The organism is Nocardioides sp. NBC_00850 (assembly GCF_045207335.1).
Lineage (GTDB): Bacteria > Actinomycetota > Actinomycetes > Propionibacteriales > Nocardioidaceae > Nocardioides.
The window spans coordinates 4,090,140-4,112,418 of the sequence record NZ_CP108845.1 but is presented as its reverse complement, the minus strand read 5'-3'; the positions used below and the strand labels follow the sequence as shown (position 1 = coordinate 4,112,418).

Sequence of the window (22,279 nt, the reverse complement as noted above, 5' to 3'; positions counted from 1 at the left end):
ACCGAGCATGACCTACGACAACGTCGAGATCCTCGGCATGATCGGCACCGCCGACGCCTCCGAGATCCGTCCGTCCGACGGCACCGTCATCGACCCCGACTACACCGCCCGCTTCGCCCAGGCACACGAGGACGGCGGCTTCGACCGCGTCCTGATCGGCTACGGCTCCGGCTGGTCCGAGGGAACCCAGGTGGCCGCGTACGCCGCCGCCCGCACCGAGCGGCTCGGCCTGCTGATCGCCCACCGGCCCGGAGTCGTGCACCCGACCCTGGCCTCGCGGACCTTCACCACGCTCGACCAGTTCTCCAACGGCCGGGTCGCGCTCAACATCGTCACCGGCAGCAGCGACATCGAGCAGCGACGCGAGGGCGACTTCGTCCCCCACGACGAGAGGTACGCCCGCACCGACGAGTACCTCCAGATCCTCCGGGCCGCATGGGACACCAAGGGCCCGCGGAACTTCGAGGGCACCTACTACCGCTTCGAGGGATTCACGCCCCAGGTCTTCCCCTACGCGGAGCGCCACCTGGAGCTCTTCTTCGGCGGCAGCTCCCCGGCGGCGTACGGGGTCGGGGCCAAGCACGCGGACACGTACATGCTCTGGGGTGAGCCGTTGAAGCAGACCGGCGAGCAGATCGCCACCATCACCGAGAAGGCCGCCGGGGCCGGACGTACGCAGCGCCCCAGGGTCTCGGTCTCCTTCCGGCCGATCCTCGGCAAGACCGATGAGGCGGCCTGGGAGCGCGCCCACAGCATCCTGGACACGGTCAACGGCGAGATCGGCGCCCAGTTCAAGCAGAAGGTCAACAAGCTGCATCCGCAGGGGGCCGCCCCGGAGAACGCCGGCTCGCAGCGGCTGCTCGCGGTCGCGGAGACCGGTGACCTCCACGACCGCTGCCTGTGGACTCCGACCACCAAGGCCGTCGGTGGAGGCGGCAACTCCACCGCCCTGGTCGGGTCACCGGAGACCGTGGCCGCCGCGATCCTCGACTATGTCGAGATCGGCGTGAACACCGTGCTCATCCGTGGCTACGACCCGCTCCAGGACGCCATCGACTACGGCCGCGACCTGCTCCCGCTGGTCCGCCAGGAGCTCGCCCACCGCGCCGCCCGGACCCGCGTCGCGATCTGACAGGAGCAACACATGACCATCGTCACCGAGACCACCATCCCCACCGCATGGGACGAGCCGCCCGGGGGCACCCCGCGCGGCACCCTGATCGTCCTGACCGGACGCGGGGAGACCGCGGCGACCTACCAGCGCTTCGGCAGACGACTCTCCGCCGACGCCTACAAGGTGCGGCTCGTCGAGACCGACCTGCGCGACCTGGGCGCGGCACGCGCCGAGATCGAAGGACACCTGGCCGACGCGTCCCTGCCGGCGCCCAAGGTGCTGGTCGGCAGCGATGCGGGAGCCACCCTGGCCGCGGCCGTGATCAACGACGTCACCGCGGACGCCGCCGTCATCGCCGGGATCGCGCTGCCTGACTCGGCCACCATCGACGGCTGGGAGGACGAGGTCGAGGCCCGCAGCGCCTGCCCGGTCCACCGCAAAGTGATCGGGGAGGACGACGGCTTCGGCAGGGGAGCGTTGAGCGCGAACCTTCCCGGCGAGTGGTCCGACCTGAGCCTCCCGGTCCCCGAGAAACCTGTGCTGGTCGTGCACGGCGACGCCGACCCGGTCACTCCCGCCGAGCAGGTGATCAAGACGTACGCGGAGGCCCCCGCCGTCCACCGCCGGCTCGTCGCCGGTGGGCGCCACGACATCCTCAACGACCTCTCGCACCGCTCCGTCGCGGCCACGATCGTCACCTTCCTCGAGTCGCTCAAGCTCGGCAGCGACCTCCCTGCCATCGTCTACAAGGCGTAGGAGACTTCCGATGACCGTCTCGCCCCTGCCCACCAACCAGGACCTCGACCCCGCTGCCCTGCGCAAGGCGTTCGGCATCTTCCCGACCGGGGTGGTCGCCGTGGCCGCGCAGGTGGATGGTCGGCCGACCGGCCTGGCTGCCTCCTCCTTCACGAGCGTGAGCCTCGATCCACCGCTGGTCTCGTTCTCGGTCGCCGCGACATCGAAGACTTGGCCCGACCTACGCCGGGCCTCGCATCTGGGCGTCACCGTGCTGGCCGAGCACCAGGGCGACGCCTGCCGCCGGCTGGCGGGACCTGTCGAGCATCGCTTCGACGGCGCGGCGTACACCGTGACCGAGGATGGCGCCGTCGCACTCGATGACGGGCTGGCCCTCTTCGACTGCACGATCTACCGCGAGGTCGAGGCGGGTGACCACATCATCGTGCTGCTTCGACTGCACGCGGTGGCTCACCCCGACGCCGGCAGCCCGCTGATCTTCCACCGCAGCGGTTTCGGGAGGCTCGCCGACACGGCGTGAGCCGCCGCTTCACGATCAAGAGTGCAGCTGCAGGCTGAGGAGGCGTTTGGTCGCGCGCGTCTGAGCGACGTAGAGGTCGCGCGGACCGGCGTCACCGGCGGTTCGTACGCCCGCAGGGTCGATGATGATCACGGTGTCGAACTCCAGCCCACGAGCCTCGGGCGCGGCGACGATGGTGGCGCCGGCCCCGTCCACATCGGCCTCCATGGCGAGCGAGCGCTCGGTGGTGGCGATGACTCCGATCAGGTCGCCCGGGTGCTCGTCGGCGATCTCGGTGATCAGGGTGCTCAGCGTGGAGCGGAGGCTCTCCTCGGTCACGTCGAGGATGCGTGGCTGCTCTCCGTGCCGGATGGATCTGGAGAGCTGCTGATCCGGGGCGATCTCGGCCAGCAGCGGTTCGGTGGCAAGCAGGATCTCGGTCGTCGTACGGTAGTTGACCGTCAGTCTGTGGTGAGCGAACCGCTCGCCGACGAATGGCTTCAGGGCCTCGTCCCAGGTCCGAAGGGTGGTCGAAGGGCCCGCCTGGGCGAGATCGCCGACGACCGTCATCGACCGGCTCGGGCAGCGGCGCATCAGCGCGCGCCACTGCATCTCGGTGAGCTGCTGGGCCTCGTCCACCACGATGTGGCCGTAGCTGCTCTCCGGGGCCCCGTCGACGAGGGCGCGGGCCTCGTCCAGGAGGGCGAGGTCTGCGTCGCTCCACCCGTCGCTGGGGCCGACGCCGAGTTCGTTCAGCAGGTCGCGGACGAGATCGTCGGCGGCGAGTCGGGGCCAGATCCTGGTGATCGCTCGATCGATGGACGGGTCGCCGAGGAGATCCTCGCGGATGCTGTCCCAGTCGATGTCCAGATCATCCGTGGAGGGATCGTTGCCCGTGAAGCGGTCGAGATCGATGCCCAGGTGCGCTTCCAGCTCCTCCTCGAAGTCGGAGACCTCCTTCGCGGTACGCCGCTCCAGCTCGTTGACCAGGTCGTCGACGACGTACTCGATGAAGAGCTCACGAGCGCGGTTGTGCCCGATGTCGCCCTGCAGCGCCTGGCGCCGGGCGGCGTCGACCACGGCCGGGTCGAGTCTCACCGTGTCATGGGTGGTCTTCAGCTCCAGCGGTACGCCGTGGGGCTGGTGGTCCCGCACCGATCGGGCGAGGGCATCGGCCAGCGCCGCGCGCCCCTTGATCCGCGCGACGTGGTCCGGCTCGGTCCGCGTCGCCTCGACGCCCACCAGATCAGACATGGTCGCGAGCCGTACGTCGTTCTCGCCGAGCGAGGGCAGCACCTCGGAGATGTAGGTGAGGAACCGCCGGTTCGGCCCGAAGACGAGCACACCTTGGTCGGCGATCGACGCGAAGGCGTACAGCACGTAGGCCGCGCGGTGCAGGGCGACGATGGTCTTGCCGGTGCCGGGACCGCCGTCGACGACCATCACCCCGCGATGGGGAGACCGTACGATCTCGTCCTGCTCGGCCTGAAGCGTCGCCGCGGCCTCGTGCATACGTCCGGTCCGTGCCGTGCTCAGCGCGGCGACCAGCGGGCTGTCTCCGACGAGGTCCACGGCCGTCGGCGACGTACCGTCGAGGATCTCGTCGTTGACGTCGACGACCTCGCGCCCGTCGAGCCGTAGGTGCCGGCGCCTGCGTACGCCCATCGGTGCGGCCATCGTCGCCGCGTAGAACGGGCGCGCGGCCTCGGCCCGCCAGTCGATCAGCAGCGGGTTGCCGGCCTCTGTGCGCAGCCCGATCCGACCGATGTGCAGCGACTCGCCCTGATCGGAGCGGTCGATCCGCCCGAAGCACAGCGAGTGCTCCGCGGCCTGCAGCTGCCGGATGCTCTCGGTCAGCTGCGCGACCTCGAGATCCCTGGCATACCGCTCACTAGGCCCATCGACAGGCGCCGCGACCGCCCGATCCTGTGCTGCCCGTCTCGCGCTCACCTCGGCGTGGAGAAGCGCGTACATCGCGTCGACCGACCGCTGCTCCTCCTCGACCTGACCGACCCTGCCCTGCTCGCCCACGTACCCCCGCCTTCCGTTTCCGGGGGTCAACTATGAGCGGCGGCCTGGGTAAAGACAACGTTGATCTTTTGCCGGATCCGTGGCCTCTGACCGAGTTTCAGTACCCGGTCCCTCGCTTGACCTGCGCCCGCTCGGACGGATGGGCGCCGCCCTTCTCGTCCAGCGTCGCGCAGGCGTCGGCGAGGTCGCGGGTGAGCCGCTCGACCTGCTCGCGACTCATCGTCTCCTTGACCAGCGCGCGCATGATCTTCACGTTCTCCGCGTTGGGCGGCAGCGTGTACGCCGGGACCATCCAGCCGCGCTCGGCCGAGAGCTGCCAGGCGATGTCGGACTCGTCGTACGTCGTGCGGTCACCGGTGAGCCGGAACGCGACGAGCGGGAGTTGCTCGAGGTCGTCGCCGATCACCTCGAACCGGCCGCTGTCGCGGAGGTTCTTCGCCAGCGCCTTGGCGTTCTGCTGCATCTGCTTCATCACGTACGTGTAGCCGTCGCGACCCAGCCGGACGAAGTTGTAGTACTGCGCCAGCACCATCGCCGCACCCGTCGAGAAGTTCAGGGTGAAGGTCGCGTCGGTCTTGCCGAGGTAGTTCTCGTAGAACACCAGCTCCTCGGCGAGGTCGGACTTCTCGCGGAACACCAGCCAGCCGATCCCGGGGTAGACCAGCCCGTACTTGTGTCCGGAGACGTTGATCGAGCGGACCTGCTCGAGGCGGAAGTCCCAGGGGGAGTCGGGGTAGAGGAACGGCCACACGAAGCCACCGCTGGCCGCGTCGACGTGCAGCGGGATGTCCAGGCCCTTGTCGTTCTTGACGTCGAGCAGCAGCTGGTTGATCCCGACGACGTCGTCCATGTGTCCGGTGAACGTCGTGCCCAGGACGGCGACCACGCCGATGGTGTTCTCGTCGAGGTGGGGCGCCACGTCATCGGGGCCGATGGTGTACCTCTTCTCCTCGAGCGGGACGATCCGCGGCTCGACGTCGAAGTACCGGCAGAACTTCTCCCACACGACGTGGACGTCGCCGCCGAACACCAGGTTCGGCCGGTCGACCGAGGCGTTCGCGGCCTGCCGGCGCTGCTTCCACTTCCACTTCAAGGACAGGGCGCCGAGCATGATCGCCTCGGACGAGCCCTGAGTGCGACAGCCGGTCGTCTCGCCGGGGGCGTGGTAGAGGTCGGCGAGCATCCGTACGCAGCGCTGCTCGATCTCGGCGGAGATCGGGTACTCCGCGTGGTCGATGAAGTTGCGGTGCAGGTTCTCGGCGATGATCCGCTGCGCCTCCGGCTCCATCCACGTGGTCACGAACGTCGCGAGGTTGCGTTGCGGGTCACCTTCCATGACCAGGTCCTCGCCGATCAGGCGCATCGCCTCGACGGGGCGCATTCCGGTCTCGGGGAAGACGGTCGACGGGGCGGCCTCGGTCAGGAACCGGTTGCCGTAGAGCCCTTCGGCCTCTGTGTCGCTGAGTCGTGTCATTGCTGAACCACCGTTCTTGTCGTAGTGGGTGTGTCGAATGCCTGGATGACCCCGCCGACCGCGAAGCACGCTGCTCCGGCGAACGTCCCCCAGTTGACGAGCCCGGTATCGATCGCGCTCGAGGTCGCCGGGCGGGTGAAGGCGGCGATGCCGGCGAGGAAGAAGAGGACCGACCCGACCTGGTTGACCGCGACGACCCACCAGCCGACCAGGTGGGTCAGCACCCGAACGTGCCCCGCGCCCACGTCGAGCATCGCCAGGTGACCGGAGACCAGGAAGCAGACACAGCCGGTCATGTCGGGCAACCAGATCCACCCGTCGGACTGACGGGGCGTCAGGCCGGCGGCGAAGGCGGCGATCAGGCTGACGGCGAAGAACAGGGTCCCCACGAACAGCACGAACGCGCTCAGCCAGCTGCGCGGGCGCGACCGGAGGCCCCGCGGGCGCATGCGTTCATCGGTGTCGGCGTTGTCGGCGAGCAGGATCGAGACGTAGCCGCCGAGCGAGAAGAAGCAGCCCCCGACCAGGTACGTGATGTTGACGGTGGGCAGGCTGGTCACGCCGAGCTGGGCGAAAGCCGCCCCCAGGGCGAACAACGAGCCACCGAGAACGAAGGCGACGGCGGCGACGCGGTTGAGCCGGGTCGACCGACGCGTCAGTACCTGGTCCATGGCGGCGGCCACCCTCCCTCTTCCTAGGCACCGTCATCCTCGACGGGCCAGGTCGTGGCGTCCTCATCCGGTCCGGGTGAAATCCAACTGCACCGGCTGCCGGAAACCCTCGTGCTCAGACGACGCCGTGCTCGAAGGCGAAGGCCGTGGCGGCGGTGCGGGAACGGACGTCGAGCTTGGTGAAGATGTTGGAGAGATGGCGGGCGACGGTCTTCTCGCTGAGGACCAGGTCGGCGGCGATCTGGGCGTTGCTGCGGCCGGAGGCGACCAGGCGCAAGACCTCGGCCTCGCGGGCGGTGAGGCCGGCGGGCAGGGACGCGGGTGCGAGCAGACCGTCGGCCTCGTCGGCGGCGGGCCGGGCGCCGATCTGGCGGAAGACCGTACGAGCCGCCTCGAGCTCGCGCCGGGACGACTCGGTGTCGCCGACGCCGGCCAGTGCGCGCCCGGTCAGCAGCCGCGCCTGGCTCCGCTCGTAGGTGGCCTCGGCCCGGGCCCACAGCTGCTGGGCCTTGCGCAGGTAGGGGAGGGCACCGGCGGGGTCTCCCGCGGCGACCTCGACCGCGCCGTGCGCGTGCGCGGCGGCGGCCTCGAGCCAGACGCAACCGAAGTGTCCGGCGAGCCCGTCCAGCTCGTCCGCGACCTGTCGGGCCCGGTCGGCCTCGCCGGCACCGAGCAGCACCTCGACGGCGGCCGGCAGGAGCCGGCATCGCTGCACGGGACCATCGGTCTCCACCAGCAGCCGCTCGACGGCGGCGAGCGCCGCCGCGCCCTGGCCGCGAGCCGACCAGAGCAGCGCGAGGCCGGGCTGCGGGTCGAACCCCCGGTCGGCCGCGCGCTCGTAGGCGGCGTCCGCCTCGGTGTGATCGCCGCGCAGCCGGAGCACCTCGCCGGCCTCGTACGCCGCCAGCCCGGCCGCATCCGGTGCGTTCACCTCCTGGTAGCGGCGGGTCGCATGCTCGAACTCCTCCAGGGCCTGCTGCCACTCGCCGTGGAGCCGCAGCAGCTGGCCACGGTGGACCGCGCACTGGCCGGTGAACGTCAGCAGCCCGGGCTGAGCCGCGCACCAGCGTTCGAGGGCCGCGGTCCACTCCGCCACCCGGCCGAAGTCGCTGATCTCCTGGCAGCCCTCGATCGCGGTGCAGTAGACGTGCCCGGCCACGACCGGGGAGGCCTCGCCCGCGATCACCCGGATCATGGACTCGTCGAGCAGGGCGAGGCCCTCGGCGACCCGGCCGGAGTAGAGCGCCATCCGGCCCTGGGAGCAGAGCCCCAGCGCGGTGAGGTCGGGGTCGTCGTAGCGCCGGCCGCGCTCGGCGACCTTGTCGGCGAAGCCGCCCGCCGTGGCGAAGTCGCCGGCGCTCAGCGCCCGGAACATCCGCAGGAAGTCGACCCAGCCGAGCTCGACGCCGTCGTCGAGGTCGGCGACCAGGTTCTCCGCCCGCGAGGTCCAGCCGCGGGCCAGGGCACTCTCCCCGTGGACGTGGGCGGTCATCGTGATCCGGAAGGCGCAGCGAACCGAGCGGCCGAGGTCGGCGGCGTCCTGGCTCTTGCGGAAGGCCCGGTGCAGGGCGGTGACGGTGTCGTCGTGGTGTCCGGTCAGCTCGGCGGCGACGGCGAAGTCCTCGAGCTCCTCGGCCGAGAGCACCTCCGGGTCGGCTCCCGACCAGGCTGCGTACGCCGCGCCCCAGTCACCGCGGACGAAGTCGGCGCGGGCGCTCTCCAGCAGGATGTCGGCCACGGCAGGCACCTCCACTGGAGAGCGTACTCGGATCAGGCGGCCAGCGAGTGGGGTGCGGCCTGCCGCATCCGGGCCGTGACCCGGTCGGCGACCAGGGCCGCGTCGCGGCCGGCGCCCGCGAGGAGCATCGAGCTGAAGGCGTACTGGAAGCTGAGGCCGCAGAAGAACAGCCCGTCGGCCTCCGCCACCACACCGCGCATCTCTCGCGGCCAGCCGTCCTCGTCGAGGACCGGAAGATGGATCCAGTCGAAGGCCTGCCGGAAGCCGGTGGCCCACACGACGTTGGCGACCTCGCGCGGAGCGCCGTCGACCACGGGAAGCCCGTCGCGGACCTCCTCGACCCTCGAGGTGACCCGCTCGACGTCGCGGTCGGCCAGGTCCGAGCGCTTCACCCGCAGCATCGGCCCGCCGTGACGCCGCACCTCGGGCATCTCCTTGCGGCCGATCGGCGTACGCCGGGTGATGACGTGCCGCCACGCGAAGAGCAGCACGGGGAAGATCACGTGCATCACCGGCGAGTCCAGACGCGGCGGGATCTCGCCGCAGTCTCGGCCGGCCAGGATCGTCGGCCGGGACTCGGCGACCTCGAAGGCGATGTCGCAGCCGGAGTGGCTGGCGCCGACGACGAGCACCGGGCCCTCGCGCAGCTGTCCGGGGCGGCGGTACTCGCTGGAGTGGAGCTGCAGGATCGACGGGTCGAGCTGCGCCGAGATGGCCGGGACGTTCGGCGTACGGCCGAAGGAGCCGGTCGCCACCACGACGTTGTCGCAGGTCCAGGTGCCCCGGTCCGTCGTCACCCGGAAGCCGTCACCGTCCCGCTCGAGTCCGCTGACTCGGGTCTCGAGCCGCACCGGCAGCTCGAAGGTCCGGGCGTACGTCTCCAGGTAGTCGGCGACGTCGTCCTTGCCGGGGAACGACCATCTCTTCGCCGGGAAAGCCAGGCCCGGCAGGGAGTCGTACTTGGCAGGGGAGTAGAGCCGGAGCGAGTCCCACTGGCGCCGCCAGTTGTCGCCGACCCGCGCGTTCGCGTCGATGATCACGAACGGGCGGCCACGGCGCCGCAGGTGGTAGCCGGTGGCCAAGCCGGCCTGCCCGGCGCCGATGATGATCGTCTCGATGTGTGTGGTGTCCATGCTGATGACGCTAGGTCCGCACGTCGCGGCTCCGCGTCGGTCGAATGGCGCATTCGCCTGCGGTGGGTAGTGGGTCGATCTACCCATGGGGCAGCTGCCGGGAATTCCGGGCACGGAGCGCCGAGTTGGGGCGATACTCGGAGGATGACGAACCAGCCCCCGGAAGACTTCAGCAAGCTCCCGCCGTCGGTGCCACTGGAGGAGACGATCGCCTACCAGCTCGAGGATGTGATCCCGCGCGGCCCCGAAGGTGGCGGAGAGGCGGTCGACGGCGGTGGGGACGGCGACTGAGCAGTCTCTGGAGCAGCGGCTACGGGCGGCGATGATCGCCTGCCGCGAGAGTGTGTTCCCGGCGTATGCGAGCCCGGCGGAGGTGTTCGACGGGCTGGCTGAGGCGTGCCGGGAGCTGGGGATCGAGGAGTGGGACGTCTATGCCGAGCGGGGGCCGGTCGCGCGGCTCGAGGCGGAGGTCGGCGAGCTGCTCGGGAAGCCGGCGGCGTACTTCCCCTCGGGGGTGATGGCGCAGCAGGTGGCGCTGCGGATCCACGCGGACAACGCGGGCAACCGACGGGTCGCGATGCCCGACCTCTCGCACCTGCTCGTCCACGAGGACGACGGGCCGAGGATCCTCCAGGACCTGCTGATCGAACACCTCACCACCGGGCGTACGACTCCCACGAAGGCTCACCTGGACGCCATCCCGGGGCCGCTGGCTGCGTGTCTGGTCGAGATCCCGTTGCGCGACGCGGGCTGCCTGCTGCCGACCTTCGACGAGCTCGCGGAGCTGGCCGAGGCGTGCCGTGAGCGCGGGACCGCGTTCCATCTCGACGGCGCCCGGATCTGGGAGTCGCAGCAGTGGTTCGGCAAGCCGCTGGCTGACATCGCCGGCCTCGCGGACACCGTCTACACCAGCTTCTACAAGGGTCTCGGCGGGCTCGCCGGCGCCGCGCTGCTGGGCGATGAGGACTTCGTCGCGCAGGCCCGGCTGTGGCGCCACCGCATGGGTGGCACCCTCTACCGGTCCACCGCCGAGGCGGTCGCCGCGCTGGTCGGCCTGCGGGACCGGCTCCCGCACATCGGCCAGTGCGTGATCTGGGGGAGGGCGTTGGCCGCCGCGCTTCCGGCGTACATCACCGTCCAGCCACCCGTGCCGCACACCAACACCTTCCTGCTGTACGCAGCGGGCGACCCGGACCAGGTCAACACCCGTCTCCTCGCCGAGCTGGAGGAGCAGTCGCTCGCATTCAGCAGACCCTGGACGGCGGCCGAGGAACCGGGTCGGATGGTGACCGAGATGACGGTCGGCCAGGGCGCCCTCGGCCTGGATCCCTCGACCGTAGCCGGCCACCTCGCCGCGCTGCTGGATTGCGGCCCCGGCCCTGCCCGGCGCCTCACCCGTCTCGGGTGGTGCGTCGGGGACCGCCCCGTTCCTACGCTCGACGCATCGCGATACCCCACGCTTCTACCGGAGGATGTTGAGAGATGGGCTCCCATCAGGTCGAGACCTCACCGACCGCCAGGACCGGGCAGGTGCTCGTCCCCGGCGGCCTGGATCTGGTGGGCAGCGATCGCTTCTACCCCGAGGAGCGCCCGGTGGTCGAGGTCGCCGTGAGTGATGTGTGGTGGGATCCGCACCCGGTGACGAACGCGCAGTTCGCGGCCTTCGTGGACGACACCGGGTACGTCACCGTCGCCGAGCGCGATCTCGACCCCGCCGACTTCCCGGGTGCCGACCCGGCACTGCTGGTGCCCGGTTCGCAGGTGTTCACGCAGGCGCCGGGTCCGGTCCCGTTGCACGACTGGACCCGGTGGTGGCGCTGGCAGCCCGGTGCCCAGTGGCGCCACCCCGACGGCCCCGCAGCCGACGTGGGGAGCCGGCCCGGACGCCAGGTGGCGGACTGGACCGAGGTCCCGGACCACCCGGTCGTGCACGTCGGTTGGGAGGACGCCGTGGCGTACGCCCGCTGGGCCGGCAAGGAGCTTCCGACCGAGGCCGAGTGGGAGCACGCCGCCCGCGGTGGCCTCGTCGGCGCCGACTACGCGTGGGGTGACGAGCTCGCCCCGGGCGGGCGCCTGATGGCGAACACCTGGCAGGGACAGTGGCCGTGGCGCAGCGAAGACCCGCGCGGCCACGACCGCACCAGCCCGGTCGCCTCCTATTCGCCGAACGGGCATGGTCTCTACGACATGGTCGGCAACGTGTGGGAATGGACCCGCACTCCGTGGACGCCCGACCACCGTGACCTCATCGCCCCACCTCACGGCAGGGCCGGGGCGGGTGCGCCCTCGCGGCAGGTCGACGTCGCTGCGCCCTCCTGCTGCGGCGGAAGCCAGCGCCCCGGCACCGGCGCCGAGAAGGTCAAGGAGACCGATCGGATGGTGACGAAGGGCGGGTCGCACCTGTGCTCGCCGCAGTACTGCCGCCGCTACCGGCCCGCCGCGCGCCAGGGGCACGGGGTGCGGGACACGACCTCGCACGTCGGGTTCCGCTGCGTCGCGCGCACAGGCGACTGAACCGGTTTCCCCCGGGGATGGCTCCGGTCCGCGACCGGATGGCTCCTCGCCCACAACCACGTCATCAGCATCGTGGTGCTCCTCGCCTTCGGCGTGCTGTTCGTCGGTCGCGGGCTCGCACAGGTCACAGCCTGAGCGCCGACCGACGCGAACCGACCTCGCGGCCACTCGTTCGGTGATATTTTTGGGCGACCACCGAAGTCCTACTGAAGGGCAGTTTCATGTCGGTTCAGTTCGAAGTGCGCATCGATGGAATGACCTGTCACCGCTGTGTCGAGACCGTGACGAGCGCTCTCGGTGGCCTGGAGGGCGTCGAGGGGGTCGTGGTCGACCTGAACCCGGGTGCCGTGTCGAGCGCCCGCGTCACCGCCGACGGACCGCTTGAGCCGAGGGTCGTCAGATCCACGCTCGCCAAGGCCGGATTCACGATCGCTCGCGAACCCTGACCGGCCGAGGAGTCGTCCGTGCCCGGCCTCGGCTCCCGTCAGCACTTTCCGGCCCTCACCGCCGAACCTGATCTCGTCTACCTCGACGCCGCGTCCGGCACCCCCTGTCCCGAGCCGGTCATCGCCCAGCTCACCGCCGAGCTGCGCGGGCCCGTCGCCAACCCCGGCAGGGGCGGACACCCGTGGGCCCGGGACGCGCTGCGCCGCTTCGAGGAGGCACGCGCCACCGTCGCCGCGTTCCTCGGCACCTCGTTCGCCGACGAGGTCGCCTTCACCCGCGGCGCCACCGGCGCGATGGCGTTCCTCGCCGACCGCTGGGGACCCGCGGCTCTAGCGAACGGTGGGGACATCCTCTACTGCCCCGGCGACCACCTCTCGACGGTTCGGCCGTGGCTCCGGCTCGCCGAGCGGATGCGACACCAGGGCGTCCGGGCGGTGGCGTACCGTCGCGACCGGCTGGGGCGCATCGACCCCGACGACTTCGCCCGAGCGGCGAGCGACCGCACCTCGGTCGTCGTCGTCACCGACGTACACAATCTCCACGGCACCCGGGCCGACCTCGACGCCCTGGCGATCCCGCCGGCAGCGACGGTCTGTCTCGACTGCTCCCAGAGCGCTGGGCGGCTGCCCCTGCGTCTGGCCGAATCCCGGGCCGACCTCGCCGTCGTCTCGGGCCACAAGATGTTCGGGCCTCCCGGCACGGGCACGGTCTACGTACGCCGGGATCAGCATCATCGGATCGCGGTCGACCGGGCGGCCGCGCGGAGCGGGCCGGCGCGACACGTCTCGCCGCTCACCGACGCCGCCGAGGAGGGCAGCCTCGACGGCGCCGGCGCCGCGGCGCTCGCGAGCGCGACAGCGTTCCTCGACACCATCGGCCTCGACCGCGTCGGCGGCCACCTCGCCATGCTCACCGCCCGGTTCGCCGACGGCGCCGCCCGGATCGGAGGCGTCGCCCTCCTCGGGCCGCCGGTCGACACTGGCCGACCGCACAGCGGCATCGCCGCCTTCTCCCTCGACGGCCAGGCGGGCGCCGACGTGGCCTTCGCCCTCGAACGCCACGGTGTGTACGTACGCGCGGGCGACCACTGTCTGGACGGGCCGCGGGAGGACGCGGTCCGGGTGAGCTTCCACCTGTACAACGACGAGAACGACGTCGACCGACTCCTGCAGGGCCTCGCCGCCGCTGCCGAAAGGGACTGACACGTGCAGAACGAAGGCATCAGGTACGACCGCGCCGACGCCGCCCGCATCCTGGCCGAGGTCGCCGGTGCCGACTTCCTGGCCGGCCCGGCCCCGGCAGTCGCCGAGGTGTCGGTCGACTACCGCGTCGAGGAGCTCAGCCCGGAACCCGGGGGACCGCTGACGACCGGACAGCGGCGCTACCTGGAGTCCTACATGCGGCCGTGCCGACCCGACCAGGTCGTCAGCGCGACGCACCGCATCACCTGGCGCGACTCCCGTGGGATCGCGAACAGCGGCCACATCGGGCCGGGCCCGCTCGGCCCGATCCTGCCGATCGCGGCCCGAGAGGCCGTGATCGCCGTCGGTGACGCGATCGCCGAGGCCGATCCCGTCACCGCGCGTTCGGACGCGCTCGACGACGACGCGCTCGACGTCCTGGCCGACACGACCACCGACCAGGAGCCTGCCGAGATCTTCCGCGTCGGAGCCGAGGCCGCCGGCCGAGCGCTCGTCCAGCACGGCATGCTCGCCGGACAGGTCGGGATCGAGGACCCGGTCGAGTTCGCCGAGGCGATGTGGGACTCCGGGCTCTACGGCACGGTGGCCTCGACCTGGTTCTGGGAGCTGCAGGCCTCCACCTACCGCAGAGGCATGATCCCCGCGAGCCTGGAGGGGACCGGCGGCCGGCTGCGTTACACCGCCGACACCGTCGCGCTGCTCGCCGAGATGAAGCGCCGCACCATCGCCGACGCCCACGACGTGATGGACCGAGCCCGCGAAGAGGGGCTGGGGGTGCGTGCCGCCATCCAGCGCTACCACGTCGAGCTCGACCAGATCTCGCGACAGTACGCCCTGCTGCCGGCGGGGGAGCGGCCCGTCTGCCTCGGGCAGCGGGCCCATCAGGTCGACGGGCAGCGCGTCCAGCCGCTCGCGGCCGTCGCCGAGGCGCTCACCGGGGCGTTCCGGTCCGCGGTCGAGTCGGTGCGGATCGCCGAGATCCCCGAGTCCGCCGCGAGGGACGTACGTTTCGCGGCGGGGGAGCACGAGTTCGGGGTCCCTGACATGACCTGCCGGCACTGTCGGGTGACGATCACGGCCGTCTTCGACGCCCAGGCGGCCGAGCTGATCGAGGTGGACCTGCACGGGAAGCGGGTGCGGGCCAGGTTCACCGACGCCGGGCAGCGCGACCGGGTCTTCGCCGACCTGCGCGACTCCGGCTACACGGTGGCCGACGGGTGAGCCAACGCTTCCCGCTCCCGGCCGCGCGGCACCCGATCGCCGCCCGTTTCCTCGCCGACGCTGCTGCCGTGGCCGAGGCGATCGAGCGGTTCGGGTCACCGCTCCACGTGGTATTTCCCCAGGTCATGGCCGAGAACGCCACTGCGCTCGCGGGCGTCCTGCGGCGTCACGGCGTGCCGTACGAGATCTTCTATGCGCACAAGGTGAACGCCTCCACCGCACTGCTCGCCGAGGCGTCCGCCGCCGGGCTCGGTGCGGACGTGGCCTCCGCGGCCGAGCTCGACCGGGCCTTGGCCGCGGGGTTCACGCCGGACCGGATCGAGGCGACAGGTCCGAAGTCGCCGACGTTCATCGAGCGGGTCGCCACGCTGGGGGTCACCGCCAACGCCGACGACCTCTGGGAGCTCGACCGGCTCGCCGCTGCCGCGCCGGCCGGCAGCGCCGTCCCGGTCCTTCTGCGGCTCTCCGGGTTCGCCTCGCCGGCGGTGCCGCAGTCCCGGTTCGGGATCGAACTCGCCGATGCCGACGCCGCCCTAGAGACCGTACGCCGTGCCCCCGGCCTCGATCTGCGCGGTGTCGCGTTCCATCTCGACACGGCCGACCCGGCAGCCCGGGTGGACGCGCTGACCGAGTCGATGGCGGTCGTGGCGGCCGCCCACCGGAAGGGCCTGCGGCCCTCGGTGATCGACATCGGCGGCGGATTCCGCCAGCGCTTCGTCGAGGAGCCCGAGCCGTTCCAGCGTTACTCGCAGGCGGTTGCCACCGCACCGGGGGAGCTGGTGTGGCCCGGTCACGACCTCGGGCTCCGGCGAGCTGGAGCGGTGGCCGGGGCACCGGCCGCGCACAAGTACGGCAACCACCGCCCCGCCACCGACGTCCTGGAGCGGTTCCTGGCCGCCGAGATCGAGCGGCGACCCGTCGCCGAGGTCCTGCGCGAGTGCATGCTGACGCTGTGGATCGAACCGGGCAAGGCCCTGGTCGACCACGCCGGAGTCACCCTGGCCTCGGTGCTCTACCGCAAGCGCGCCGCCGGGCGCGACCTGGTCGTGCTGGACCTTTCCCGCAACCAGGTGACCCCCGCCGACCAGGAGGTCCTGCTGGACCCGGTGCTCGTCGGCGGGAGTGGTGAGCCTCCGGCGGAGGGTGTGTTCCTCGCCGGCCGGCTGTGCCTGGAGTCCGACCTGGTGAGCCGCCGCAAGGTGTTCCTGGAGTCCGAACCGAGCAGCGGCGACGTACTCGCGTTCGTCAACACCGCCGCCTATCAGATGGACCTGTCGGCCTCCTCCGCCGGCGGGCATCCGCCGCCGCCCAAGGTCGCGGCGGTCTGGGACGGCGAACGGTTCGCCTTCGTCGCAGACGACCACCACGGGAGCTGACCATGCGTTACGACAGCGTGCTCGACATGATCGGCGACACCCCGCTGCTGCGGCTCGATCCGGCCGCCCATGGAGTGCCCGAGGCCGAGATCTTCCTGAAGCTGGAGTCGGCGAACCCGTTCGGCTCCGTCAAGGACCGGGTCGCCTGGGCGCTGCTGCGCGACCACATCGGGACGATCGTCGAGGAGGATCAGGTCGTCCTGGAGGCATCGAGCGGCAACACCGCGAAGGCGCTCCAGATCATCGCCTCGATGCACGGGGTCAGGTTCAGGGCCTTCACCAACCGGGTCCGGGTGCGCGAGGTCCGCGAGATGCTGTCGCTGCTGGGCGCCGAGGTGACCGAGATGCCCGGACTCTCGGAGTGCCCGGACCCGACCGCGCCCAACGACGTGTTCGGGGTGATCGGCGACCTCATGGCGGGCGAGCCCGGCCGCTATCACCACACCTCGCAGTACACCAACGAGGACAACCTGCGAGCCCACTACGAGCAGACCGGTCGCGAGATCTACCGCGACGCCGGCCCGGTCGACCTGCTCGTGGGCGGGCTCGGCACCACCGGCTCCACCCGAGGAGCTGCGACGTACCTGCGCGAGCGCAACCCGGAGACCGCCGTCGTCGGCGTCGTCGCGGCGGAGGGGGACTTCATCCCCGGCATCCGCTCGGCGGCCGAGATGTGGGAGGTCGGGCTCTTCGACCCCGGCTTCTACGACGCCATCGCCGCCGTCGACTCGGCCGACGCGATCTCCGCGAGCCTCGAGCTCGCCACCCGGCACGGCGTGCTCGCCGGCCCCACCACCGGGGCGGCCTATGCCGCCGCTCGGGAACGGCTCCTGTCCGGCCCCGGGGGCCCGGTCACGGCGGTCGTCATCGCGTGCGACCGGATGGAGCCGTACCTCTCCTACTACCGCCACCGTCGTCCTGACCTGTTCGGCGCGGCGAGCCCCGCTCCTGCCGAGGAGGCGCCTTCAGCGGTGCCTGAGGACATCGAGGCGTGGACCGCGGCGGGTGAGCATGTGGTCGTGGTGGACGTACGCACGGCGCTGGCGTTCCAGGCCGGTCACATCCCGGGGGCGATCAACCTCCGCGACGACCTGCTCGAGCAGGTCATGGCGGCGGGGATGCCGTTCTCCGAGGCGTCCCGGGTGGTGTTCGTCTGCCCGACGGGTGACCGGTCGGCGCGGTTCGCGGCTCGCGCCGCCGCGACGGGTCGTCGGGCCTACAACCTCGAGGGCGGCGTCCTCGGCTGGCGCGACAGCGGCCGCCCGCTCGCGGGAGTCTGATCCGTCGGTACGTCACACCCTCACGCGGGAAGGAGGACGAGCATCGTGCCCATCCCGGCGGCCATCAGCCCGTGGCCGAGGGCGGGCAGGCGGTGCTCGCGCACCGCGGTCGCCCGCACCAGCCACCACAGCACTCCGGCCGCGCAGACCACGACGAACAGCGAGTTGACCGCGATCGCCCAGCCAGGAGGGTGGCCGGCCGGTGCGATCGCCACCGCGCTGCCATGACCCGCATGACCCTCGAGACCGCCCACGTCAGCCATCAGTAGCGGCATCGCGGCGAGCATCCAGATCATCGCGGCGTTGAGGCCGAGATGACCGAGCAGGTCCGCGCGCCGGGCCCTGTCGCTCGCGCCCCGCAGGGCCGGGAGCAGCGCCAGGGCCAGGACCGCGAAGAGCGCGACCTGCGCCCAGACGGCGACGTCCGAGACGATCACCCAGATCATCAGGATCATCGCCGCGCTCATCACGGCGTGGTTGAGGTGGAGAACGGTCTCCGTGCCCGACGGTGGGCAGACCACGAGGATCCAGATCCCTGCGGTGCCGGTGAGCACGAACGCGACGGTCAGCAGAAGGTCCCAGGGAGGATCGACCACACCCACAACGTACTACCGCAACGCCGCCGAGGAGGCCGGTCGCCGATATCGGTGCCGCGGTGCGGCAAACGGCTGGCTCAGGCGTCGAGATCCTGCGCGACGAGCGCGGCGATGGTGTCGACCGCGGCCTGGTCGGGGCCGGTGACCTCGACCTTGTCGCCGTTGGCGGCGCCGAGCGTCATGATCAGCAGCGACGAGGCCGCATCGACCGGCTCGCCACCGGGAACGGCGAGGGTGACCTCGGCGCCGAGCTCGTCGACCTTCTCGGAGATGATCGCGGCGGGGCGGGCGTGCAGGCCGACGGCGGAGCCGACGGTGACGGTCTGGGTGGGCATGATGCTCCTTCGGTGGTGTGTTTAAGGGGTCAGCTGGTCGCGGCGGCCGGCACCGGAGCGCGGCCGACGGACTTGAGGGCGATCACCATGCCGGCGCCGACGATGACACCGGCGGCCAGCGCGATCAGGTAGCCGAGCACGTTGGTGACGGCGAAGAGGACGAAGATGCCGCCGTGCGGTGCGCGGACGCCGACGTCGAAGAGCTGGGAGAGGCCGCCGGTCACCGCGCTGCCGACCATGATCGCCGGGATGACGCGCATCGGGTCGCCAGCGGCGAAGGGGATCGCTCCCTCGGTGATGAACGAGGCGCCGAGCAGCCAGCCGGCCTTGCCGTTCTCGTGCTCTGCGGGGGTGAAGAGCTGGGGGCGTACGACGGTGGCCAGCGCCAGCGCGATCGGCGGGACCATCCCGGCGAGCATGACCGCGGCCATGATCCGCAGCTCGGGGGAGTCGGCGGCGAGCGAGGCGGCACCGACGCCGGTGGCGGCGAAGCTGTAGGCGACCTTGTTGAGCGGGCCGCCCATGTCGAAGGCCATCATCAGGCCGAGCACGGCGCCGAGGGCGACGGCGCTGGTGCCGTCCAGGGCGGCGAGGCCGTCGGTGAGCTGCTCCATCAGCCAGTTGATCGGCTTGCCGAGGACGATGATCATCACCAGGCCGGCCAGGATCGAGGTCACCAGCGGGATCACCAGCACGGGCATCAGACCGCGCGCCCAGCTCGGGACGCGCCATCCGCTGACCCAGTGGGCGATCACGCCGGCGAGGACACCGCCCGCGATCGCGCCGAGGAAGCCGGTCGCCGGCGCCGCGACGCCGTCGGCGTTGACGACGCCGAACAGGTTGGCGGCCAGCGCACCCATGATGAATCCCGGGGCGATGCCGGGGCGGTCGGCGATGGCGTACGCGATATAGCCCGCCAACGCGGGGATGAACAGCATGAACGCGGTCTTGCCGATGACGAAGAACAGGGCGCCGAGGTAGACCGCGAGGCCGCTGTCGAAGAGGGCGTGGTCGAGACCGAGGGCCTGTACGTCGGGGAGGTTGGTCAGGGTGTTGTCGACCATGACCGCGCCGTAGACGTCGGTGATGTCGTAGCCGCCGAGCAGGAAGCTCAGCGCGATCAGCAGGCCGCCGGCGGCGACGAACGGGATCATGTAGGAGACGCCGGTCATCAGGACTCGGCGGGTCCGTCCGCCCCAGCTCTCCGAGGCGGTGCCGGCGGACTCCGACGAGTCGCCTCTGCCGGACTCCACGCGGGCGGCGTTCGGGTCAGCGGCGGCGGCGAGCGCCTCGGCGATCATCGCGTCGGCGTCGTCGATCGGACGCTTCACGCCGGAGGAGACCAGTGGCTTGCCGGCGAAGCGGCTCCGGTCGCGGACACCGACGTCGACGGCGAAGATGGCGGCGTCAGCGCGGGCGATCGTCTCGGCGGGCAACGGCGTCGCCCCGGCCGAGCCCTGGGTCTCGACCGCGATCTCCACGCCGGCCCGCGCGGCCGCGGCCTCGAGGGCCTCGGCCGCCATGTAGGTGTGGGCGATGCCGGTGGGGCAGGCGGTCACCGCGACCAGGGTGCGCTTCTCTGTCGCGGTCTGGGCTGGTTCGGGCTCCGGCGCCGGTTTCTGAGCGGCGACCGGCACTTCGCCGACCGCGTCGAGAATGGTCTGGGCAGCGTGCTCGGCCGAGTCGGTCTCCCGGAGGGTCTGGCCGAACTCAGGACGGGCCAGCGCACGGGCCAGCTTGGTCAGGATGGTCAGATGCGTGGCGTCGCCGCCCGCCGGTGCCCCGATCAGGAAGGCGAGGTCGGCGGGGCCGTCCTTGCCGCCGAAGTCGACCGGGGGTGAGAGCCGGGCGAAGGCGACCACGGGCTCGTCGACCCCGGACGTACGGCAGTGCGGGATGGCCAGGCCGCCGGGGAGGCCGGTGGCGGAGACCTCCTCGCGGGCCAGCGCGTCGGCGACGAGCGCGTCGAGGTCGGCGGCCCGGCCGGAGTCGGCCACGCGCTGGGCCAGGGCACGGATGACGTCGTGCTTGTCATGGCCGAGATCGGCGTCGAGGGCCACGAGCTCGGGGGCGATGAGTGCGGACATCAGAGTCCTCCGGTGATGGGGTCGAGGTCGCGTACGGACACGAGGTCGGCACGGACCTGGGGTGGGGTGGGGAGGGTGGTGCCGGGGAGGCCGGCGGCTGCACTGCCGTACGCGACGGCGAGCCCGAGACGTTCGGAGGCGGAGAGTCCGCGCAGGTCGGCGAGGAGATAGCCGAACAGCGAGCTGTCGCCGGCACCGACCGTGCTGACGACCTCGGTGGGCGGCGGCGTGGCGTGCCAGGTGCCTTCCTCGGAGACGAGGACGGCACCGTTTCCGCCAAGGGTCGCGAGCACGGCGGTGACGCCGCGGTCGACCAGGGTCCGGGCCGCCGCGGCTGCCGCGGCCGGGTCGTCGAGGGAGTCGGAACCGGTGATCGAGGCCAGCTCCTCGGCATTGGGCTTGAGCAGGTCGGGCGCGCCGGCGGGGAGCCCGGCGGCGAGCGCCTCGAGGGGTGCCTCGCTGGTGTCGACGGCGATGCGGGTGCCGGTGGCGCGGAGCGCGCTCACGACCTCGGCGTACCAACCGGAGGGCGCCTCGGGCGGCAGCGATCCGGCGAGGACGACCCAGCGGGCCTGCTCGGCCTCCTTGACGAGCCGGGCCGCCAGGGCGTCGAGCAGCGCCGGGGTCGCGGTGGCGCCCGGTCCGTTGAGCTTGGTGGTGGTGCCGTCGGGCTCGGTCACGGTGGTGTTGATCCGCGGCCGGCCGGCGGGTCCGACGGTGACCACGTCGAGGCCCGAGGCCCGGAGCTCGGTGACCATCGGGTCGAGGTCGGGGCAGGGAAGCACGGCGCGGGTGGGAACGCCCGCGGCGTACGCGGCTCCGGAGATGTTCACGCCCTTGCCGCCGGGCTGCGAGGTCGTCGTGTGGGCGCGCAGCACCTCGCCGCGGCGCAGCGGGCTGGTGAGCATCACGGTGTGGTCGATGCTCGGGTTGGCGGTCAGGGTGACGATCATGCGATCAGCACCTCCAGGCCGCTCTCACGGAGCTCGTCGGCGACGTCGTCGTCGATGTCGCTGTCGGTGACGAGCACGTCGACGTTGCCCAGCGCGGCGAAGCGGAGCGTGGTCTCGACGCCGATCTTGCTGGAGTCGGTGAGGCACACGACCCGGCGGGCGGCGTTGACCAGCGCGCGCTTGGTCGCGGCCTCCTCGTGGTCCGGGGTGGAGAGGCCGTGGGCCAGCGTCAGCCCGTTGGTCGCCACGAAGGTGACGTCGACCCGCAGGCGGCTCAGCGCGTCCACCGTCTCGGCGCCGACCGCGGCCTGGGTGGCCGGACGGACGCGACCGGGCAGCAGGTGGAGCTCGATCTGAGGGCTGCCGGCCAGCATGGCCGCGACGGGGACCGCGTGGGTCACCACGGTGAGCTGGTGGTCGCGAGGGAGAGCGTGGGCGAACCTGCTGGTCGTCGTGCCGGCGTCGATCGCGATGGTGCCGCCGGCGGTGGGGAGGAGCGCGAGCGCGGCCCGGGCGATGCGGTCCTTCTGTGCGGTGAAGGTCTGCTCGCGCTCGCCGAGCGCGGACTCGAGCACGGCCATGGTCTCCACCGGCACCGCGCCACCATGGACCCGGCGGACCAGGCCACGTCGCTCCAGGGTGGAGAGGTCTCGCCGCACGGTCTCGGTGGTGACCTCGAACCGCTCGGCGATGTCGGCCACGGATATCCGCCCGCGTTCGGCGACGAGACGGGCCGTCGCGATCTGTCGCTCCTCGGCGTACATCGCGGCCTCCTTCATGATCGGTGTGGTTTCAGGTGGGTTTCGGCGTTGTGAATGCCCACATATGTTGTTTTAGGCCCGAATGTGTTGA

Annotated in this window: 21 protein-coding genes; 11 read left to right on the top strand and 10 right to left on the bottom strand. The window is 71.6% G+C overall.

The features are described 5' to 3' along the window. Positions 1-7: 7 nt before the first annotated feature. Genes OH802_RS19980 through OH802_RS19970 form a run of 3 tightly spaced genes read left to right on the top strand, consistent with a single transcriptional unit; the run spans position 8 to position 2,390 of the window. Entirely contained in the window at positions 8-1,132 is a 1,125-nt protein-coding gene (locus OH802_RS19980) for an LLM class flavin-dependent oxidoreductase (RefSeq protein ID WP_406021366.1), read from the top strand. A 12-nt stretch (positions 1,133-1,144) separates the two neighbouring features. Further along, positions 1,145-1,870, top strand: a complete 726-nt coding sequence (locus OH802_RS19975) for an alpha/beta hydrolase (RefSeq protein WP_406021364.1) — start codon at positions 1,145-1,147, stop codon at positions 1,868-1,870. A 10-nt stretch (positions 1,871-1,880) separates the two neighbouring features. Further along, on the top strand, positions 1,881-2,390 hold the full coding sequence (locus OH802_RS19970) for a flavin reductase family protein (RefSeq protein ID WP_355017292.1): 510 nt from the start codon (positions 1,881-1,883) through the stop codon (positions 2,388-2,390). Positions 2,391-2,405: 15 nt separating this feature from the next. Here OH802_RS19970 and OH802_RS19965 read toward each other — a convergent pair whose 3' ends face one another. The 5 genes from OH802_RS19965 to OH802_RS19945 all read right to left on the bottom strand — a co-directional run bounded on the left by OH802_RS19965 (position 2,406) and on the right by OH802_RS19945 (position 9,416). Next, the gene (locus OH802_RS19965) at positions 2,406-4,400 is read right to left on the bottom strand and encodes a HelD family protein (RefSeq protein ID WP_406021362.1); all 1,995 of its coding nucleotides are present in this window, start codon (positions 4,398-4,400) and stop codon (positions 2,406-2,408) included. Between the two features lie 97 nt (positions 4,401-4,497). After that, positions 4,498-5,874 carry a glutamate decarboxylase gene (locus OH802_RS19960; RefSeq protein WP_406021360.1) on the bottom strand — a complete coding sequence of 459 codons (1,377 nt, stop codon included), beginning with the start codon at positions 5,872-5,874 and terminating at the stop codon, positions 4,498-4,500. After that, a complete protein-coding gene (locus OH802_RS19955) occupies positions 5,871-6,545 on the bottom strand; it encodes a hypothetical protein (RefSeq protein ID WP_406021358.1) in 675 nt (224 codons plus the stop codon). Before OH802_RS19955 ends, OH802_RS19960 begins: the two co-directional genes overlap by 4 nt. A gap of 115 nt (positions 6,546-6,660) precedes the next feature. Further along, complete coding sequence (locus tag OH802_RS19950; protein WP_406021356.1) at positions 6,661-8,283, bottom strand: LuxR C-terminal-related transcriptional regulator; 1,623 nt, start codon at positions 8,281-8,283, stop codon at positions 6,661-6,663. A gap of 32 nt (positions 8,284-8,315) precedes the next feature. Next, a complete protein-coding gene (locus tag OH802_RS19945) occupies positions 8,316-9,416 on the bottom strand; it encodes a flavin-containing monooxygenase (protein WP_406021354.1) in 1,101 nt (366 codons plus the stop codon). 144 nt (positions 9,417-9,560) lie between these two features. On the opposite strand from OH802_RS19945, the gene OH802_RS19940 reads away from it, so the two are divergent. The 8 genes from OH802_RS19940 (at position 9,561) to OH802_RS19905 (ending at position 17,456) form a co-directional block, all read left to right on the top strand. Beyond that, positions 9,561-9,707, top strand: a complete 147-nt coding sequence (locus OH802_RS19940; RefSeq protein WP_355225610.1) for a hypothetical protein — start codon at positions 9,561-9,563, stop codon at positions 9,705-9,707. After that, on the top strand, positions 9,691-11,028 hold the full coding sequence (locus OH802_RS19935; RefSeq protein ID WP_406021352.1) for a threonine aldolase family protein: 1,338 nt from the start codon (positions 9,691-9,693) through the stop codon (positions 11,026-11,028). The genes OH802_RS19940 and OH802_RS19935 overlap by 17 nt, the downstream gene beginning before the upstream one ends. Beyond that, on the top strand, positions 10,974-11,930 hold the full coding sequence (locus OH802_RS19930; protein WP_406021350.1) for a formylglycine-generating enzyme family protein: 957 nt from the start codon (positions 10,974-10,976) through the stop codon (positions 11,928-11,930). The genes OH802_RS19935 and OH802_RS19930 overlap by 55 nt, the downstream gene beginning before the upstream one ends. A 281-nt stretch (positions 11,931-12,211) precedes the next feature. Next, complete coding sequence (locus OH802_RS19925) at positions 12,212-12,376, top strand: hypothetical protein (RefSeq protein ID WP_406021348.1); 165 nt, start codon at positions 12,212-12,214, stop codon at positions 12,374-12,376. 18 nt (positions 12,377-12,394) lie between these two features. Then, a complete protein-coding gene (locus tag OH802_RS19920; protein ID WP_406021346.1) occupies positions 12,395-13,579 on the top strand; it encodes an aminotransferase class V-fold PLP-dependent enzyme in 1,185 nt (394 codons plus the stop codon). A 3-nt stretch (positions 13,580-13,582) separates the two neighbouring features. Then, positions 13,583-14,800 carry a copper chaperone gene (locus tag OH802_RS19915; protein ID WP_406021344.1) on the top strand — a complete coding sequence of 406 codons (1,218 nt, stop codon included), beginning with the start codon at positions 13,583-13,585 and terminating at the stop codon, positions 14,798-14,800. Beyond that, on the top strand, positions 14,797-16,176 hold the full coding sequence (locus OH802_RS19910) for an alanine racemase (RefSeq protein ID WP_406021342.1): 1,380 nt from the start codon (positions 14,797-14,799) through the stop codon (positions 16,174-16,176). Before OH802_RS19915 ends, OH802_RS19910 begins: the two co-directional genes overlap by 4 nt. 2 nt (positions 16,177-16,178) lie before the next feature. Next, positions 16,179-17,456: a pyridoxal-phosphate dependent enzyme gene (locus OH802_RS19905; protein WP_406021340.1), complete on the top strand. Its 1,278-nt coding sequence runs from the start codon at positions 16,179-16,181 to the stop codon at positions 17,454-17,456. 20 nt (positions 17,457-17,476) lie between these two features. Here the strand turns inward: OH802_RS19905 and OH802_RS19900 are convergent, their stop codons facing one another. The 5 genes from OH802_RS19900 to OH802_RS19880 form a co-directional block, all read right to left on the bottom strand. Next, positions 17,477-18,052, bottom strand: a complete 576-nt coding sequence (locus OH802_RS19900; RefSeq protein ID WP_406021338.1) for a DUF5134 domain-containing protein — start codon at positions 18,050-18,052, stop codon at positions 17,477-17,479. A gap of 77 nt (positions 18,053-18,129) precedes the next feature. Further along, positions 18,130-18,387 (bottom strand): HPr family phosphocarrier protein, encoded by a 258-nt coding sequence (locus tag OH802_RS19895; RefSeq protein WP_406021336.1) that lies wholly within the window; start codon positions 18,385-18,387, stop codon positions 18,130-18,132. Between the two features lie 29 nt (positions 18,388-18,416). Beyond that, entirely contained in the window at positions 18,417-20,477 is a 2,061-nt protein-coding gene (locus OH802_RS19890) for a fructose-specific PTS transporter subunit EIIC (RefSeq protein WP_406029352.1), read from the bottom strand. Beyond that, positions 20,474-21,427, bottom strand: a complete 954-nt coding sequence (locus OH802_RS19885; RefSeq protein ID WP_406021334.1) for a 1-phosphofructokinase family hexose kinase — start codon at positions 21,425-21,427, stop codon at positions 20,474-20,476. The genes OH802_RS19890 and OH802_RS19885 overlap by 4 nt, the downstream gene beginning before the upstream one ends. After that, positions 21,424-22,206 carry a DeoR/GlpR family DNA-binding transcription regulator gene (locus tag OH802_RS19880; protein WP_406021332.1) on the bottom strand — a complete coding sequence of 261 codons (783 nt, stop codon included), beginning with the start codon at positions 22,204-22,206 and terminating at the stop codon, positions 21,424-21,426. Before OH802_RS19880 ends, OH802_RS19885 begins: the two co-directional genes overlap by 4 nt. Positions 22,207-22,279 lie beyond the last annotated feature (73 nt).

What these genes read in the sequence shown, in the direction of transcription:
- OH802_RS19980 (WP_406021366.1), top strand. Translation starts at nt 8, where the DNA reads ATGACCTACGACAACGTCGAGATCCTCGGCATGATCGGCACCGCCGAC.
- OH802_RS19975 (WP_406021364.1), top strand. Translation starts at nt 1,145, where the DNA reads ATGACCATCGTCACCGAGACCACCATCCCCACCGCATGGGACGAGCCG.
- OH802_RS19970 (WP_355017292.1), top strand. Translation starts at nt 1,881, where the DNA reads ATGACCGTCTCGCCCCTGCCCACCAACCAGGACCTCGACCCCGCTGCC.
- OH802_RS19960 (WP_406021360.1), bottom strand. Translation starts at nt 5,874, where the DNA reads ATGACACGACTCAGCGACACAGAGGCCGAAGGGCTCTACGGCAACCGG.
- OH802_RS19955 (WP_406021358.1), bottom strand. Translation starts at nt 6,545, where the DNA reads ATGGACCAGGTACTGACGCGTCGGTCGACCCGGCTCAACCGCGTCGCC.
- OH802_RS19945 (WP_406021354.1), bottom strand. Translation starts at nt 9,416, where the DNA reads ATGGACACCACACACATCGAGACGATCATCATCGGCGCCGGGCAGGCC.
- OH802_RS19940 (WP_355225610.1), top strand. Translation starts at nt 9,561, where the DNA reads ATGACGAACCAGCCCCCGGAAGACTTCAGCAAGCTCCCGCCGTCGGTG.
- OH802_RS19905 (WP_406021340.1), top strand. Translation starts at nt 16,179, where the DNA reads ATGCGTTACGACAGCGTGCTCGACATGATCGGCGACACCCCGCTGCTG.
- OH802_RS19895 (WP_406021336.1), bottom strand. Translation starts at nt 18,387, where the DNA reads ATGCCCACCCAGACCGTCACCGTCGGCTCCGCCGTCGGCCTGCACGCC.
- OH802_RS19885 (WP_406021334.1), bottom strand. Translation starts at nt 21,427, where the DNA reads ATGATCGTCACCCTGACCGCCAACCCGAGCATCGACCACACCGTGATG.
- OH802_RS19880 (WP_406021332.1), bottom strand. Translation starts at nt 22,206, where the DNA reads ATGAAGGAGGCCGCGATGTACGCCGAGGAGCGACAGATCGCGACGGCC.